12 protein-coding genes are annotated in these 17,005 nt (G+C 63.5%); 3 read left to right on the top strand and 9 right to left on the bottom strand.

Annotated features, from left to right (window positions below; genetic code table 11):
• The first annotated feature begins 44 nt into the window (after positions 1-44).
• Positions 45-1,073 (top strand): LacI family DNA-binding transcriptional regulator, encoded by a 1,029-nt coding sequence (locus ACZ1G8_RS03485; protein WP_472680413.1) that lies wholly within the window; start codon positions 45-47, stop codon positions 1,071-1,073.
• A 98-nt stretch (positions 1,074-1,171) separates the two neighbouring features.
• Positions 1,172-4,504 (top strand): amidohydrolase family protein, encoded by a 3,333-nt coding sequence (locus ACZ1G8_RS03480; protein ID WP_472680412.1) that lies wholly within the window; start codon positions 1,172-1,174, stop codon positions 4,502-4,504.
• Between the two features lie 85 nt (positions 4,505-4,589).
• On the opposite strand, the gene ACZ1G8_RS03475 is transcribed toward ACZ1G8_RS03480, so the two are convergent.
• The 9 genes from ACZ1G8_RS03475 to ACZ1G8_RS03435 all read right to left on the bottom strand — a co-directional run bounded on the left by ACZ1G8_RS03475 (position 4,590) and on the right by ACZ1G8_RS03435 (position 16,084).
• Entirely contained in the window at positions 4,590-5,933 is a 1,344-nt protein-coding gene (locus tag ACZ1G8_RS03475) for a methyl-accepting chemotaxis protein (RefSeq protein WP_472680411.1), read from the bottom strand.
• Between the two features lie 55 nt (positions 5,934-5,988).
• Complete coding sequence (locus tag ACZ1G8_RS03470; protein ID WP_472680410.1) at positions 5,989-7,770, bottom strand: methyl-accepting chemotaxis protein; 1,782 nt, start codon at positions 7,768-7,770, stop codon at positions 5,989-5,991.
• Complete coding sequence (locus ACZ1G8_RS03465; protein WP_472680409.1) at positions 7,767-9,263, bottom strand: putative bifunctional diguanylate cyclase/phosphodiesterase; 1,497 nt, start codon at positions 9,261-9,263, stop codon at positions 7,767-7,769. Before ACZ1G8_RS03465 ends, ACZ1G8_RS03470 begins: the two co-directional genes overlap by 4 nt.
• Positions 9,264-9,449: 186 nt before the next feature.
• Positions 9,450-10,316, bottom strand: coding sequence for a CheR family methyltransferase (locus tag ACZ1G8_RS03460; protein ID WP_221427750.1), 867 nt, complete (start codon positions 10,314-10,316; stop codon positions 9,450-9,452).
• A complete protein-coding gene (gene cheB / locus ACZ1G8_RS03455; RefSeq protein WP_472681183.1) occupies positions 10,307-11,329 on the bottom strand; it encodes a chemotaxis-specific protein-glutamate methyltransferase CheB in 1,023 nt (340 codons plus the stop codon). The genes ACZ1G8_RS03460 and cheB overlap by 10 nt, the downstream gene beginning before the upstream one ends.
• Positions 11,330-11,418: 89 nt before the next feature.
• Positions 11,419-11,784, bottom strand: coding sequence for a response regulator (locus ACZ1G8_RS03450; RefSeq protein ID WP_472680408.1), 366 nt, complete (start codon positions 11,782-11,784; stop codon positions 11,419-11,421).
• Between the two features lie 55 nt (positions 11,785-11,839).
• On the bottom strand, positions 11,840-12,274 hold the full coding sequence (locus ACZ1G8_RS03445) for a chemotaxis protein CheW (protein WP_472680407.1): 435 nt from the start codon (positions 12,272-12,274) through the stop codon (positions 11,840-11,842).
• The gene (locus ACZ1G8_RS03440) at positions 12,271-14,667 is read right to left on the bottom strand and encodes a chemotaxis protein CheW (RefSeq protein ID WP_472680406.1); all 2,397 of its coding nucleotides are present in this window, start codon (positions 14,665-14,667) and stop codon (positions 12,271-12,273) included. The genes ACZ1G8_RS03445 and ACZ1G8_RS03440 overlap by 4 nt, the downstream gene beginning before the upstream one ends.
• On the bottom strand, positions 14,612-16,084 hold the full coding sequence (locus ACZ1G8_RS03435; protein WP_472680405.1) for an MATE family efflux transporter: 1,473 nt from the start codon (positions 16,082-16,084) through the stop codon (positions 14,612-14,614). The genes ACZ1G8_RS03440 and ACZ1G8_RS03435 overlap by 56 nt, the downstream gene beginning before the upstream one ends.
• A gap of 123 nt (positions 16,085-16,207) precedes the next feature.
• Between ACZ1G8_RS03435 and ACZ1G8_RS03430 the strand changes: the two genes are divergently transcribed.
• On the top strand, positions 16,208-16,972 hold the full coding sequence (locus ACZ1G8_RS03430; RefSeq protein ID WP_472680404.1) for a class II aldolase/adducin family protein: 765 nt from the start codon (positions 16,208-16,210) through the stop codon (positions 16,970-16,972).
• Positions 16,973-17,005: the final 33 nt, after the last annotated feature.

The following is a 17,005-nucleotide window of genomic DNA, read 5'->3' as shown; positions in this document are numbered from 1 at the left end:
TTCGCAGAATCTCTCGGCTAGGGCGTGCGGACAGAGGAGATGCCATGAGCAAAGAGGGGAGCAGCCGGCCGCACCGGGTCACGTCGATCGACGTCGCCGAGCGGGCAGGTGTCAGCCAGTCGACCGTCAGCCGGGCACTGTCGGGATCGGAGACGATTACGGAGGCGACGCGCCGCCGGGTGGAGCAGGCGGCCGCGGAGCTTGGATATCACGTCAACATGCGCGCCGCCGGCCTTCGCAAGGGCGAAACCGGTACGATCGCCATCGTTGTGATCGGACGCGAGGGGCAGGGTCCCGCCGCGATCAATCCCTTCTATTATAGCCTGCTGGGCAGCACCTGCGCGGCCGCCGCGGAACGCGGGTACGAGGCGTTGGTCTCTTTCCAGGCGAAAGAGGACGAGCTTTTCGGCCACTATGTCGGACGGCGACAGGCCGATGGCGTCGTGGTCATCGGCACTGCCACAAACCGCCCCGCTTGGGACTATTTCCGCGAAGTCGCCTCAAGCAGCGACGCGATCGCTTTCTGGGGCTCGCCCTTCGATGACGCGGTCTGGGTGCGCTCGGACAATTTTGCCGGCGGCAAGGTCGCGGTCGACCGGCTGGTCGAGGGCGGGGCGAAGGAAATCCTTTTCGTCGGCGATCCCAATTCCTCGCAAAAGCAGTTCCGCGAACGATACGAGGGTTATCAGGCGGCAATGGGGGCCGCAGGCCTCCAAGCGCGCGATCCGGCGACCGCGAAGGGGGAAGACCGGGTGACACAAGGCCGCAATGCCGTGGGCCAGCTGTGCGACAGCGGTGCCAATTTCGACGGACTCTTCTTCGCCTGCGATGCCATGGCGCTGGGCGCGCTCGAGGAGCTTGCCTCGCGCGGTGTTTCGGTGCCGGGCGAGGTGGGCGTGGTCGGTTTCGACGGGCTTGGCTCAGGGGAATTCAGCAACCCGCCGCTCACGACGGTTGAACCCGATTTCGCCGAGGCCGGGCGCCTGCTGATCGAGACGGCGCTCGCTCCGAGGGAAGAGCAGGCCGAACGCCGCGTGCCCGTGCGGCTGGTCGAACGCGCCAGCGCCCGCTGAGAAGCCGTTCGTCGAAAGCCGGTTTGCCAATCGCGTCCCCGCGCGTCTAAGCCTCTGCCCCTGATTTGAGGCTGCTGCCTCTTGGGGAGAGAACCAGAATGAAATCCAGCATCGCATCCGCGCTTGCGCTCGTCCTGTGCGCAACTACCGCCCACGCCCAAAGCGAGGAGCCCGAACCGAGCCCCAACCCGGTGGAAGAGCAGGAAGTCGATGCCTCGCAGGACGAATTGCCGCCCGAGGGCAGCGGCGAGCAGGTCGATGCCGCACCGGCCACGATCCCGATTCCGGGCACCGAGGACAAGGACGAGGGCTGGGATGTCACAGCGCCGCGCGGCTCGGTCATGCGCGAAGTGGCGATCAATACCGACGAAGGCACCTGGATGGATGTCGACGTCTCGCCCGACGGGCAGATGCTGGCTTTCTCGATGCTGGGTGACATCTACACCATGCCGATCTCCGGAGGCACGCCGACGCGGATCGCCGATGGCCTGGCATGGGAAATCCAGCCGCGCTTCTCGCCCGACGGCAGCAAGATCGCCTTCATTTCGGACCGTGGGGGCGGCGACAATATCTGGCTGATGAACCTCGACGGCTCGGACAAGCGTCAGGTTACCAAGGAGAACTTTCGCCTACTGAATCAGCCCAGCTGGTCGCCCGACGGGCGCTACATCGTCGCCAAGAAGCACTTCACCACGCAGCGCAGCGCGGGCACAGGCGAGATTTGGCTCTACCATGTCTCCGGCGGCGGCGGCGTGCAGCTGGTCAAGCGCGCCAGCGAAGCGGTCCAGAAGGAACTGGGCGAGCCGATCTACGCTCCCGATGGCAACGCAATCTATTACACCCGCAATGTCACTTCCGGCCCGATCTTCGAATACGCCCAAGACTCGAATGCCGGCATCTTCAATATCGAGCGTTACGACATCGACACAGGAGAAGTGACCACGGCGGTCGGCGGATATGGCGGCGCGGTTCGCCCCACGCCTTCGCCCGACGGCAAGAGCATCGCATTCGTCCGGCGCGACAAGGATACCTCGCAGCTCTGGGTGAAGGATCTTTCCACGGGCCGCGAGCGCATGATCTACGATGCGCTCGATCTCGACCTGCAGGAAACCTGGGCGGTCTACGGGGTCTACCCGATGATGGACTGGATGCCCGATGGCCGCAGCATGGTCGTCTGGGCTGGCGGCAAGCTGCGCAGGGTAGCAGCCGACGGCTCGGGCGCGGAAGTGATCCCGTTTCAGATCAACGACACGCGCATGGTAGCCGAAGCGCCGCATCCGGTGATAGATGTTGCCCCCGAGAGCTTCACCGCGAAGATCCCGCGCTTTGCCAGCGTATCGCCCGATGGGCGCACGGTGGTCTTCGAAAGCCTCGGCAAGCTTTATACCAAGCCGGTCGGCAGCGATGCCGCGCCGGAGCGCCTCATCTCCGGTGGCGGGGATGCACTCGAGCTCTGGCCTGCATGGTCGCGCGACGGGCAGCGCATCGCCTTCGTGCGCTGGACCGATGAAGGGCTGGGCAAGATCGTCACCGTGGATCGCCGTGGACGCGGCGAGCGCGTGGTGACGAGCCAGCAGGGTCACTATGCGGTGCCCCAGTTCTCGCCCGATGGCGACACTATCGTGTTCGAGAAGCGTGGCGGCGGCTACCTGACCGCACCCGAGTTTTCCGAAAACCGCGGTGTTTACGCCGTTGCGGCCAGCGGCGGCACGCCGCGCATGATCGCGCGCGACACCTCGACGCCGCAATTCGGTGCCGAGAATGATCGCGTTTTCATGTTCGCGCGCTCGGGCGGTAATCTTCAGCTGATCTCGGCCGATCTCGACGGTGAGAAGCGCCGCGTGCACGCGCAGGGCGATCTCGCGAACGACTTCCGCGTGAGCCCACGTGGCGACTACGTCGCGTTCCGCCAGAACTATGAAGTCTTCGCCATGCCGCTGCTTCCCGGCGGCCAGACGGTCACTGTCGGAGAGAAGGCAAGCTCGCTTCCGGTGACCAAGGTCAGCACGGGCGGGGCGGACTATATCGGCTGGGCGGACAATGGCTCGACATTGCACTGGTCCATGGGCCCGGTGCTCTACCGCGCCAGTACTTCGGCGCTGACGCCGGCGCTGCCCGGAGACGATGCGCCCAAGTTCTCGCCGCCCGACACTGGCACTTCGCTTGCGCGCACCATCCGTGCCGACAAGGCGAGCGGAACCGTGGCGATCACCGGCGCGCGTATCCACACAATGGCAGGCGAAGGTGCGGGCACGATCGAGAACGGCGTTATCGTGATCGAGGGCGACCGGATCGCCGCGATTGGTCCCGCTTCGAGTGTGCAGGTGCCTTCCGGGGCCGTGACGGTGGATGCAGGGGGTCGGACGATCATTCCCGGCCTCGTCGATGCGCACGCGCACGGCGCGCAGGGCACGGGCGATCTCATCCCGCAGCAGAATTGGTCGCTGGTTCAGGACCTCGCGATGGGCGTGACGACGATCCATGATCCCTCGTCTTCGGCGAGCATGATCTTCGCTGCGGCAGAGCGTCAGCAGGCCGGCAGCCTGCTTGGACCGCGCATCTTCTCGACCGGCGAGATTATCTACGGTGCGAAAGCGCCGAGCGTCTATGCCCGGATCGACAGCTACGAGGATGCACTTGCCCATGTTCGCCGGATCAAGGCGCAGGGTGGCATCAGCGTGAAGAACTACAATCAGCCCCGGCGCGAGCAGCGCCAGCAGGTCGTGGCCGCCGCGCGCGAGGAGAACATGCTCGTCGTGGCAGAGGGCGGATCGCTCTTCGGCATGGACATCAACCTCATCGCCGACGGCAATTCGACCGTGGAGCACAACATCCCGGTCGATGTGATGTACGAAGACGTGCTGCAGATGTTTGCCGGCTCGGACACGAACTACACGCCGACCCTTACGGTGACCTACGGCGGCCTTGCCGGCGACCCCTACTGGCGCCAGGCGACCGACGTGTTCGACAATCCGCTGCTCGTCCACACACCGCCCAAGATGCTGCTCGCATCGACCGCGCGCCGGACCAAGGCGCCCGACTGGGCCTTCGTGGACGACAACGCTGCGCGCGAAGCCAAGAAGCTCGCCGAACGCGGAGTGAAGGTCAGCATTGGCGCCCACGGCCAGCAGCCGGGTATCGCCGCGCACTGGGAGCTGTGGAGCTTCGCCCGCGGCGGGATGAGCCCGGTGCAAGCCCTTCGCGCAGGCACGATCGAACCGGCAAAGTCGCTCGGCATGGAGCGTGACGTAGGCAGCCTCAAGGTGGGCAAGCTTGCCGACCTCGTGATCCTGACTGCCGATCCCGCCGACGACATTCGCAATTCGGACGATATCGCGCAGGTGATGATCGGCGGGCGTCTCTACGACGCGCGAACCATGAACGAGGTCTCGACGGGCGACGACCGGCGCCTTCCTTATTGGTGGGAATGACACTTGGCTGATCCGTTAGGGACCAAAAGAAAAGGGCGGCTGGGGGAATTCCCGGTCGCCCTTTTTCTTGGGGTAATCGCTGTAACTAAGCGGAGCGGATACGCGCGACGAGCTGTTCGCATTCCTTGCGCATGGCGTTTGCCTGACGCTCGAGATCCTTCGAAGAGGAAAGCACCTGCGTCGCGGCTGCACCGGCGGCCATGCTGGCATCCTTCATCTGGCCGAGGTGGCCCGAAACCTCGTCGGTCCCGCGCGCGGCAAGGTCGATGCTGCGGGCAAGATCCTGTCCGGCGACCGACTGCTGGTCGACCGCGCTGGCGATCGAGATTGCAGTCGTCTCGAGCTGCTTGATCTGTTCGCCGATCGAACGCAGCGCGTTGACGCTAGCGCCCGTCGAGTTCTGCATGTTCCGGATCTGGTCGGCGACTTCCTCGGTCGCGCGGCTTGTCTGTGCGGCCAGTTCCTTCACCTCGCTGGCGACCACGGCAAAGCCGCGACCTGCCTCGCCGCCACGCGCGGCCTCGATAGAGGCGTTGAGCGCGAGCAGGTTGGTACGCTGTGCGATCGACTGGATCAATTCGACGATCTGGCCGACCTGGTCCGCCGAGGCAGTTAGCGTCGAGATCGTTTCGTCCGCGTTCTCCGCATCGCCTGCTGCCTTTCGGGCAAGCTCTGCCGAATGCGAGGCTTGTCGACTGATCTCGCCGATCGACATGGCGAACTCGTCGGACGCGGCAGCAGCAGCGGTCACACCGCCACTGGCCTTTTCCATGGCTCCGGTGACGTCGTGAGCCTGCGAGGCGGACTGTTCAGCCGCTGCCGCCATGCCTGACGCGGTGGTGTTGAGCTGGCTAGATGCACTGGCGACGCTTCCGGCGATTTCGCCGATAGTGCTCTCGAAACCTTCCGCGAATTGCACCAGTTCGCGCTTGCGCTGTTCGGCGCTTTCCTTGCGACCGGCGAAGAGCTCGTCGAGCTTGTGACCGGACTTGGCGAAAACTTCCAGGGAACGGGCGAGATCGCCGATCTCGTCACCGCGATGTGTGTCCTGGATCTCGATCTCGCGGCCGCCTTGCGCGAGCGTGGTCATCTGCGCGCTGATGCGTTCGAAGGGTTCGATCACGTGCCGGATCAGGAAGACGAGGCTGTAGAGACCACCGGCGAGGCAGATCGCAAGCACGCCGATCATCACCCACCATGCCGTGTTGGCGTATGACGGGTCGGAAAGACCGACCAATCCCGCAATCGCGACCACGGTCAATCCACCGAGCGAATAGAGCGACGCAATCTTGGCCTTGGCCGTGAGCGACTTGCTCATAAACCACTTGTAGATGGCCGAATTTGACTCTTCACCTGCCTTGCTTGCCAGCTCGACCTGCGCGATTTCGCGAGTCAGTTCTTCGGTCGAAAACTCCGTGTGGGCATTCATATTTTGCTGCTCCCCCAAGTGATTGGGAGGCTAGCAAGCCATGGTAAACACTTCGTTATGCAGCCCGGACCTTTTGCAGGAACTGATTGACCTGGCTGCGCAGGACAGAAGCCTGCGATTCCAGCGCATTGGCGCTGCCGAGCACCTGGCTGGCAGCTGCCCCGGTAGCCAAGCTCGCTTCGCGTACCTGGACGATATTCACCTCGACCTCGTCGGTCGAGCGCGCGGCGAGGTCGATGCTGCGTGCTAGGTCCTGTCCGGCTACCGACTGCTGGTCGACTGCGCTGGCGATCGAGATCGCGGTGGATTCGAGCTGTTTGATCTGCTCGCCGATCGAACGCAGCGCGTTGACGCTGGCACCGGTCGAGTTCTGCATGTTGCGGATCTGCTCGGCGACCTCTTCGGTCGCGCGGCTGGTCTGCGCGGCGAGTTCCTTCACCTCGCTTGCCACCACGGCAAAGCCGCGGCCTGCTTCACCGCCGCGTGCGGCCTCGATCGAGGCATTGAGCGCGAGCAGGTTGGTTCGCTGTGCGATCGACTGGATCAGCTCGACAATCTGGCCGACCTGGTCCGCCGAAGCGGCGAGGGTGGAAATGGTCTCGTCAGCGCCTTCCGCATCATCTGCTGCCTTGCGCGCCAGCTCTGCCGAATGCGATGCCTGGCGGCTGATTTCGCCGATCGACATGGCGAACTCGTCAGAGGCCGCCGCTGCCGCGGTGACGCCGCCCGAGGCGGCTTCCATCGACTGGCTGACCGCGCCGGTCTGCTGCGTCGCCTGTTCGGCAGTGCTGGCCATACTCGAAGCGGTAGTGTTGAGCTGGCTCGAGGCCGCGGCAACGCCGTTGACGACTTCGCCGACCGTCGCTTCGAAAGTGGTCGCGAGCTTTTCAAGCTCAGCCCGGCGCTCGCTGCGCATGGCTTCGCGCTCGTTGGCAAATTCCTCGATGCGGAACGCGGATTCGCGGAAGATGTCCAGCGAACGGGCGAGGTCGCCGAGCTCGTCGCGCCTTGTCAGCGCCGGAATGTGGACGTGCTTATTGCCTTCGGCGAGCTGCGTCGAAACTTCGGTCAGGCGTCCGACCGTCCGGGTGACATCGCGTGAGATGATGCGCGTGGTGCCAAGAATAAGGGCAATGCCGAGACCGGCGACGGTGAAGAAGGCCACGAACAGCCAGGTGATGACCGTCTCGGATGCAGCGTCGCTGGATTCGCCGTGGGCGATGAGCGCATCGCGCAGCTCTGTTGCGACTGTATCGAAGGCCTGACCGTCGACCACCGCTTGCATTGCGATATCGCGGAGCTGCTCGCCATCGGTAGCGCGCGCCGCTTTCTGGATGTCTTCCTCGAAAATATTGAGCTGGGTACGCAGTTCGCGGATCATGCCCATCTCGCTGGGAAGCAGCTCGCTCACCGTGGTCTCGAGCTCGTTGAGATTGCGGCGCGCACGCTTGTTCGCTTCGCTCCCGGCCTCGAGAGCCTCGCGTTCTCCACTGAGGGCATAGAACTGGGTCTCGACGACGCCGTCTGCTGCATTGACCTTGAGTTCCGAGGCTACGGCGATAGCCTGAGAAATCGCCATGCGTTCCGAACGTAGCTCGAGTGCCAGCCAGCCACCGACGAGGATCGAGCCGAGGATAAACAGCACTGCCGCGATATTTGCGGTCGAAAGGGCGTTCAGCTTCTTGGCGATCGGCAGGTCGGCAAACATGCCGAGCACGCCGCGCCGATGATCGACGCTGCTCTCTTCGGTTTCCGACCAGTTGACCTCGTGCGAGGCGAAGTCTTCCTGAAATGTGTCGGCCTGCGATCCGCCAAATGCTCCGGACAGCGCGTTCATGCTACTTTCGTTCCCTTGTCTGGCCGGATGGCGCTTTCGCTCCGGTCCACTGGTTTGTTGAGGTGCTGGACGATTTCCTCCGCCGGCATGGCCTTGAAATAGAGCCATCCCTGGACCTGGTCGCATCCGGCTGCGCGGACCATTGCCGCCTGTTCTTCTGTTTCGACGCCCTCTGCGGTGACGTCCATGTTCATGGCGCGCGCAAGCGTGATGCTGGACACCATTATGGCGCGGCTTCCGTCGTCCTCGTGCGCCTGGGCGACGAGACTGCGATCGATCTTGAGCTTTTCGAAGCGGAACTGGCGCAGGAAGCCGATCGAGGCATAGCCGGTTCCGAAATCATCGAGCGCGACCCGCACGCCGAAGCCGCGGATAAGGTCGAGGCTGCGCTCGGCGACCACGGGGTCGAGCACGAGGCAGGTTTCGGTAATCTCCAGCTCGAGGCGTTCCGGGTCGAGACCGGTTTCCTCGAGAATGTGTCCGAGCTGGATAGGGAATTCGGGATTGCGCAGTTGCGCGGCCGAGATATTGACCGACAGAGTGATGTCTTCCCATTCGAGCGCATCGCAGCATGCCTGGCGCAGGACCCAAAGACCGATCGGATTAATGAGCCCCGATTCCTCGGCGACCGGGATGAAGACGGCGGGCCCGACCTCTTTTCCGTCCGGCCGTTCCCAGCGCAGGAGACATTCGACAGTCGTGATCTGTCGGGTCTCGGCGTCGACCAGCGGTTGGTAATGAACTCGGAATTCGTCACGCGAAAGGGCGGCGCGCAGATCGTCTTCGAGATCCTTCAATTGTTCACGGCTGCGATCGAAAGCCTCGTTGAACCAAGTGCAGCGCATCTTGCCGCCTCTTTTCGACGCGTTCATCGCCACGTCTGCGCGGCGCAGCATCTCGGCAGAATCGATGCCGTCGCCCGGATTGCGGCGCGACAGGCCGACACTTGCACCGAGCGTCAGGCGACGTTCCTCGACCTTGATAGTCTTGCCCATCCGGTCGATCAGCCGGCGGCACTGCCCCTCAAGCAGCGTGCCGGACAGCTGGCCGGTCATTACGATGGCGAACTCGTCGCCATTGAGACGATAGATGCTTGCTTCGTCGCCGCAGACGTCGGGGACGATCTTCGCGACCATCCTGATGGCCTTGTCGCCAACGAGGTGTCCGTAGTGATCGTTGACGGCTTTGAAGCCGTCGAGATCGACGAGTGCGATGGCGACTTCGAGGTCGCTTGCGATCGCTTGCTGGATGTCGCGGTGCAGTGCCTTGCGGTTCGGGAGGCCGGTCAGGCCATCGCTATTGGAAAGGCTCTCGAGCTTGCGCAGGTGGCGCAGGCCGATGATGGCGAACCCGGCAATGCTGGCACCGAAGGCGACCAGTCCGCCGGCAAGCACGGCCTCTAGCGAGACGAACCCGCTGGACGGCCCAAGCAAGCCAAGGACGGCCGTGGCGAGAACGATGCCGGCAAGGGCTGCGAGCGGCGCGAAAATCACCAACCGCGTTCCCCTGTGTGTCAGTTCATTCTCAACTCGCACGAACACCCCCTGATGGCCGGCACTGGCCGACAAACTACTCGCTAACGGGCATTCGCTAAGGAACGGTAAACCGAAATTTTACCATAGAAGGCAAAGTTTTCTGCGGGTTTGCGACCTTGTTACGATACCCGTGGAACTGAATTCCTACGCCACTTTGGAAACTGCTCCACCCAAGGCCGATGCGACGCTGTTTGCGGCCTTATGCACATACATTGCCGAGCCGCAGGAAGCGGGTTCGAAGCGGTCGGTCTGTCCGACCACGGTCTCGCCTGCGCCAAGCATCAGCATGCCGTCACTCGCGGTGGCGCTGGCAAGACGCTCGAACGCCTGGCGGCGCGTGTCCGGATCGAAATAGAGAAGGACATTGCGGCAGAGCACGAGATCGAATTTCCCAGGCGTCGGCGGGAAATCGAGAATGTTCTGCTGCTCGAAACGCGTCATCTTCTGCACGCGCTCGACCACCTTCCAGCCCTTGGGCGTTTCGGTGAAGAAATTCAGCATCTGCGCGACCGAGATGCCGCGCTGGATTTCGAACTGGGAATAGACCCCGCTGCGCGCCTGTTCGACGGCTTTGCCCGAAACGTCGGTGCCGAGGATTTCGATGGTCCAGTCCTGCCAGCGGCCCGGCTGCTCGGCGAAGGTCATCGCGAGGCTCAGGACCTCCTGCCCGGTCGAGCAGCCCGCCGACCAGATGGTGATCTTCTTCTTGTCCGCGCGCTTGCGCTGCAATTCCGGCAGCACGGTATTTGCGAGCGTCGCGAAATAGGCGTGGTCGCGAAAGAAATAGGTCTCGTTGTTGAGCAGCGCCTCGACCACACGGGTGGCAAGGCGGTGTTCGCCCGGCCGCTCTAGCAAGCAGGCGAGCTGGTCGACATTGTCGATACCGAATTCGCGGAAGAGACCCGAAAGTGCGCTCGAAATGCGCCAGCGGCGGCTCTCGCCGAGAGACTGGCCGGTGCGCGATTCCAGCAAGTCGGCAATAATCTGATGTGATGCGTCTTCTAGCGCCATGCGTCTGCTCCCGCGCTGGCCAATACTTTGTCTGCGAGTTCGGCGGGCGGCAGAACCGCCGTCGCCAGACCTCGCTCGGTTACGTCGCGCGGCATGCCCCATACGGCGCAGCTGTCTGCGTTCTGTGCGTAGATCGATCCGCCTGCACCGATGATCGAATCCGCCCCCTCGGTGCCGTCGCGGCCCATGCCGGACAGCAGGATGCCTGCCACGTGTCCGTCGAAGGCTTCAGCTACGGTGTCGAACATCGGATCAACCGAGGGCATGCAGCCGCTCTTGACCGGATGGTAGGCAAGGCCGGTCAGGAAACGACCGGCGCGCTTGCGAACGACCATGTGGCCATGGCCCGGCGCGATCACGATCTGGCCGCGCTCGATTTCGACGTCCTCGTCGGCGAGCACCGCCTTGCGGCCCGAAGCCAGCGTCATCTGTTGGGCGAACACGGGGATGAAGCTGGCGGGAAGGTGCTGGGTGATCAGGATCGGAAGATCGAAGTTCTTTGGTACCTGCCGCAGGAAAAGGTTCAGGGCGTGGATGCCTCCGGTCGAGGCGCCGATCGCGAGGACCTGCGGGCGTTTGCCCGCACTGCGCTTCGTCGGATGCGGGGCCGAGCCCTTCGGCAGTTCGTGCGGCGCAAGGCCGGCGAGCGCGCGGATCTTGCCGATCAGCTGCTCGCGATACTCATCGTTGAAGCCGCCCGGCTGCGGCTTCAGCATGGTGTCAGCCGCGCCCATGCGAAGCGCTTCGACAGTGTGTTCCGCGCCTTCCGCCGTCAGCGACGAGATCACCAGGACCTTTGTTGCAGGCGAGGCGGCGAGGATCTTTGGCAAGGCCTCGAGACCGCCCATCCCGGGCATCTCCAGGTCGAGCAAGACGACGTCAGCCGTATGCTTGCGCAGTTCGCGCAGACCGACTTCCGCCGTGCCCGCACTTGCCACGATCTGCATATTGCCCTCGCGCTGCAGCATGCGCGAGAAAACCGTGCGCACCGTCAGCGAATCGTCGACGAGCATGATCCGCACGGGTTTCGCCGCGGGATTGCTGTCCGGTTTCGCTTTCCTGTCTGAGTGGAGGGCGGTCACCACGGCTCGTGCCCTCCGGCTCAGGCCATGCCGACGAGCTGGAGCTTGATCTGCAGCGTTTCGTGATCGAACGGCTTCATGACGTATTCGTCGGCGCCCGCGCTGATTGCTTCACGGATGTGGGCGACGTCGTTCTCGGTGGTGCAGAACACGACCTTGGGCTTGTCGCCGCCTTCACGCTGGCGCAGCTGGGTGATGAACTCGATGCCGGTCATGACGGGCATGTTCCAGTCGAGCAGGACGACGTCGGGCATGCTTTCCATGCACTTGTTGAGGCCTTCCTGGCCATTCTCCGCTTCGTCGACCGAGAAGCCGAGCGTTTCGAGAATATGACGCGAAACCTTACGGATAACGCGCGAATCATCGACGATTAGACAGGTTTTCATTCTACGATCCCTCTGATGTTCGATCCTGCTCTAGAGGCAGGCGGTAACTTTTCGCTTAAGCTGCGGCCTGTATCGGCCCCGAGACGAGTTGGGGTATGTCGACGAGGAGGGCAGGGCCTCCATCGGTTTCGACCATTCCCTTGGCTGCGCGCTGCCAACCTTCGCCGAATCCCCCGGGAACGGCGACGGGCTCGCTGCGGGCCTCGCCGACGTCATGAGCTTCGTCGACTAGGATCGCGTAGAGATGCCCGTCGATCTCGACCACTGCGGCGCGCTGGTCCTTCGAATCGCAAGGATGGCCGATGCCGAGCGCGAGCGAGCTGTCGATCACGGTCAGCGCCTGGCTCCGCAGCGCGGTCAGGCCGCAGATGAAATCATGCGTGCCCGGGATCGGAGTGATGTTCTCGATCTCGATCACCGACTGCACCTCGACCGCAGGGATCGCTGCACGGCGTCCGGCGATGGTGCACATCAAGAGAAGTTCGTTCATGCCGCCCTCCCGGTGCGGAAGCGCTTCAGCGCTGCGAGCAGGCCGTCGCGGTCATAGCGATAGATGGTGTCGTCCCCGGCATCTTCCGGATCGGGGCGAAGGCGGATGGTTTCGCGCGCGCCGGAGACAGGCTCGGCGATTTCCTCGGCAAGAGCGATGGCGAGATCGGCCTCGTCCTCGTCATCCTCGCCAGCGATGCGGTAGCCTGCGGCCTCCACGAGCGGTTCGAGGATGGTCTTCGCCCATTCGCTGCCGGCCGGAATGCGGCATGTGAGCGTCTGCTGGACCTTTCTCGAGGCCTTGTAGCGCGAGAAAACCGCATGGCCGTCCAGTAGCGGGATCGGCTTGCCCCCGATAAGCGTGACACCTTCGATGTTCTTGTCGACTTCGCTCGGCACGACATCGTCGGTGACGTCTGCGGCATCGAGGACTTCGCGCACGGCGTAGACCAGCTCATTCTCGCCATCCGACAGGCGAAGCAGGCGGCAGCGGCCTTCGGGCAGCGGACCCACGTCGTGGCCTGCAAGCGTGAAGATTTCTCCGTCGATGACGGCCTGTGCGCGTTCGCCCTCGATGTCGATGGCTTCGCTGGAAATTGTGTCGATGCGGCGGACGAGCTCGAGGCGAACCGCGCGGTGACGTCCGTCGAGACCCGCGAAGAGCATGACCGGTAATGCCTTGGTCGTGGCCGCGTCCTTCTCGCGCTCGACCGGAGCGGTCTTGGTGCGCACATTCCCAACCATGCCGCGCATCTGCGCGATGCTGGGCAAGTCGAGCAGCATCATCGGACGGCCGTCGTCGAGCAGGGTGGTGCCCGCGTAAAGGCGCGTTTCCATGATTGCGGGTGCGATCGGCTTCACGACCACGTCCTCGTGATCGAAGACTCGGTCGACGGCGAGCGCGAAGACATCGTCGCTGGCAAGGCGAACGAGAACGAGCGTCTTGCTTTCCCATTCGCAGTTTTCGTTCTTCTCCGCGCCGAGCACTTCGCCGAGCGAGAGGCAGGGCACGCGCTTGCCGCGGAAAGTGACGAGGCGGCGATCGCCGGCCTGCGCAAACTCGACATGACCCGAATTGCCGAAGACGATCTCTTCGACATAGCTGCGCGGGATCGCGTAGCGCTGTTCGCCCGAACCCACAGTGAGCGCGGCGATGATCGAAAGGGTAAGCGGCAGCTTGAGATAGAAGCTCGTGCCTTCCCCCTGCTTGGAAGTCACCTCGATCGAGCCGCCGACGCGTTCGATGTTGGATCGGACCACGTCCATTCCGACGCCGCGACCCGACACCGAGCTGACCGCTTCGGCGGTCGAGAGGCCGGGTTCGAAGATGAGGTTCTGCTTTTCCTTGTCCGACATGGCGTCGATCTCGGAGCGGGAATAGAGGCCGTTGGCGATCGCCTTGGCGGTCACCTTGTCGACATTGATGCCGCCACCGTCATCGGTGATGACGAGGCTGATCTGGTTGCCCGACTGGCGCGCGGCGAACTTGAGCGTGCCGATCTCGTGCTTGCCCTGCTTGAGGCGTTCGGCGGGCGATTCCACGCCGTGATCGATCGCATTGCGGATGATGTGGGTCAGCGGATCGCGGACCATCTCGATCATCTCGCGGTCGAGCTCCACTTCGCCGCCCTCGAAATCGACCATGACCTGCTTGCCAAGTTCGGTCGAGAGGTCGCGTACGAGGCGCGGCAGCGAGGAAAAGAGGTGTTCGAGCCGCTGCATGCGCATGCGGGTAATCGAATCGCGCACATCGGCGAGGATTGCCGAGAGGCGCTCGAACGGGCCGTCGATCGTTGGCTGTTCGCCGGCTTCGCGCAGGCGGCGCGCCAGGTCGTTGCGTGCCAGCACCATGTCGGAAACGCCCTTCATGACCTCGTCGAGGAGGTCGACGGGAAGGCGGATCGAGCGCTGCACACCCTGGCGCGGTGCGCTCTTCTGGCCGCTGGCGGCAGCTTCATTATTGTTCGAAGCGCTGCTCTTGCGTTCGAGATCCTTGGTTTCGATGTCGCTTTGGACTTCGACCTCGGTGTCGGCGGTGAGCGCTGCGATGAGTTCGTCATCACCACCTGCGGGGAAGTCCTCGCCCGCCTCGATGGCGTCTGTCATGTCCGAGATACGGTCGATAATGGCGAGGACCGCAGTGACGAGCTCGCTATCGGGTTCGCGACGTCCGGCGCGGCATTCGGCCAGCGCGTCTTCGGCGGCGTGGCTCAGCTTTTCGAGACGGGGGAAATCGAAAAAGCCGCAATTGCCTTTCACCGTATGGACGAAGCGGAAGATTGTATCGATGCGTGCGGTATCGGAAGGGTCGGCTTCCCAGGCGACGAGCTCGCTGCCGCTAGCCTCCAGCATTTCCCGTGTTTCGGCGATAAAGTCCGCCAGCAGTTCTTCCATCGGTCTTCGACCCCCAGTTCCTTATGGGGGTTCTATGCCGCAAGATGGTTAACGATCTCGTTGGGTCTGTCCCGCCGTCGTCAGGTCCGCTGCGCAGCACGCGCCACACGATCAGCGCTGCGAGCGTGCCGCCTGCAAGGTTTGCTACCAGTTCGGCGCCGTAGATCGCATCCGCGCCCCAGCTGGCGCGGAGCACCCAGCCGAAGGGCAGCATGATGAGGAACACCCGGGCGGCACTTTGTGCCAGCGCGAGCGAGGCGCGGCCTACGCCGTTCAACGCGCCGTTGGCCACGATCAGCAGTCCGAAGCCGGCATAGCCCCAGACCGAGATCTCGAGGTAGCGCGAGAATTGCTCGATCACGTCGGGCTCGTCGGTGAAGAAGTCCGCGAACCAGCTGCCGGTGAAATAAAGGATCACGGCCGTCGCAAGGCCGTAGCCGAGGCAGAAGGCACCCGCCCAGTACATGGCTCGCCGCGCACGATCGGCCCGCCGCGCGCCCCAGTTCTGCCCGACGATCGCGCCGATCGACCCGGACAGGGCCAGAAGCGGGACCACCGCAAAACTCTGCAGGCGGCCCGCAGCGCCGAAACCGGCTACGGCCGCATCGCCCTGGCTGGCGAGGAGGGCGGTCAGGACAGATAGGCCGATGGGGTTGATCGCGTTAGAGAATGCCGCTGGCCCCGCGACGCTGATGATCGCCTTGCTCGAGCCTGCCATGTCGCATTCGCGCACGAGGGTCGGATGGATGGCGATGCTGGTCTTCCGAATGAAGAACAGCGCGGCGAGGATGGCGACAAAGAAGCCTGCGATCGTCGCATAGGCCGCGCCTGCAACGCCAAATCCCTCGAAGCCGAAAGCGCCCGTGATCAGGATGGGATCGAGGATCCAGTTCACCACTGAATAGGTGATCGAAATCATCGAGACATAGCGCGCCTCGCCCTGGCCACGCAGCACGCCCTGCAACCCCATCTGGGTCAGCAGGACCGGCATGCCCAGCGCATAGGGGCGCATGTATTCGCGGATCAGAGGCAGCAGATCGTCACTCGCTTGCATCAGCCGGAAGAGCGGATCGAGCAGGAGGAATAGCGCGAGACCAAGGACGCTTCCGGCGACCAGCGCGAACACGACACCAAAGTTGGCACGGCGCTCGGCGCGCCCCTCGTCGCCTTCGCCGAGCGCGCGCGAGATGACCGAGTTGATACCCACCATCACGCCTACGCCAAGGCTGGAGAGGGCAATCGTGATCGGAAAGATGAAACTGACGGCCGCCAGCTCTGCGGATCCCAGCTGGCCGATGAAATAGGCATCGATCAGCCCGACCGACATGATCGCGGCGACGCCCACGATCATGGGCAATGTCTGGGTGATGAGATGGCCGCGTATGCTGCCCCGCGTCAGTTTGGCCGTCTCGCTCATGCCCGAGAGGGGCTAGCGGGGCGGGGCGCGGTTGGGAAGCGCCGATTTGCTTTGTCGTCGCTTGCCCAGCGCCCCCGTGGCGTGCGATAGAGGTTTCAAAGAAAGACCTAAGGAGAGTGCACGATGGCCACCCAGATGAAGCCGAAGTTCGAATGCAGCGAAGAGGAATGGAAGGTTCGCCAGGACCTAGCCGCCTGCTACCGGATTTTCGAACATCTCGGCTGGGGCGAGAGCATCTACAACCATATCTCCGTTGCTGTCCCGGGCGAGAAGGACACTTTCCTGATCAATCCCTTCGGCCTCCTCTATGACGAGGTGACCGCATCGAACCTCGTGAAGATCGATGTGGAAGGCAACAATGTCGGCCAGTCGCAGTACATGGTGAACAAGGCCGGTTTCACCCAGCACGCGCACTTCCACAAGCATCTCGGCGATCGCGCCACGGCGATCTGCCACGTCCACACCACGGCGACGATGGCAGTGTGCAGCCACAAGGACGGGTTGCTGCCGACCAATTTCTACGCCTGCAACTTCCAGGGGCAGATCGGCTATCACGATTTCGAAGGCGTGACCGTCCGCGCCGAAGAGGGCGATCGTCTGGTCGAAAACCTCGGCGACCACTCGATCCTCATGCTGCGCAATCACGGGCCTGTCGTGATGGACAAGACCATCCCCGGCATGTTCGTGAAAATGTGGGCACTCCAGCGCGCGTGCGAAATCCAGATCGCTACGCTTAGCCAGGGCGAACCCAACATCGTCCAGCAGGAAGTCGTCGACGTGCATCAGCGCGACCTGTCTGTCATGCAGTCGCAGGGCGGGGCCGGCATTTTCGACTTCGAGGCATGGAAGCGTCGCATTTCGAAGCTCGACGACAGCTGGCAGTCGTAAGCGCTCTCGACATTCAGGCGATTTGAAGCGAAG

The sequence above is a fragment of the Qipengyuania sp. BR81-2 genome (assembly GCF_055693895.1).
The sequence above is the reverse complement of the archived record's forward strand: the minus strand, read 5'-3'. Positions and strand labels throughout refer to the sequence as shown.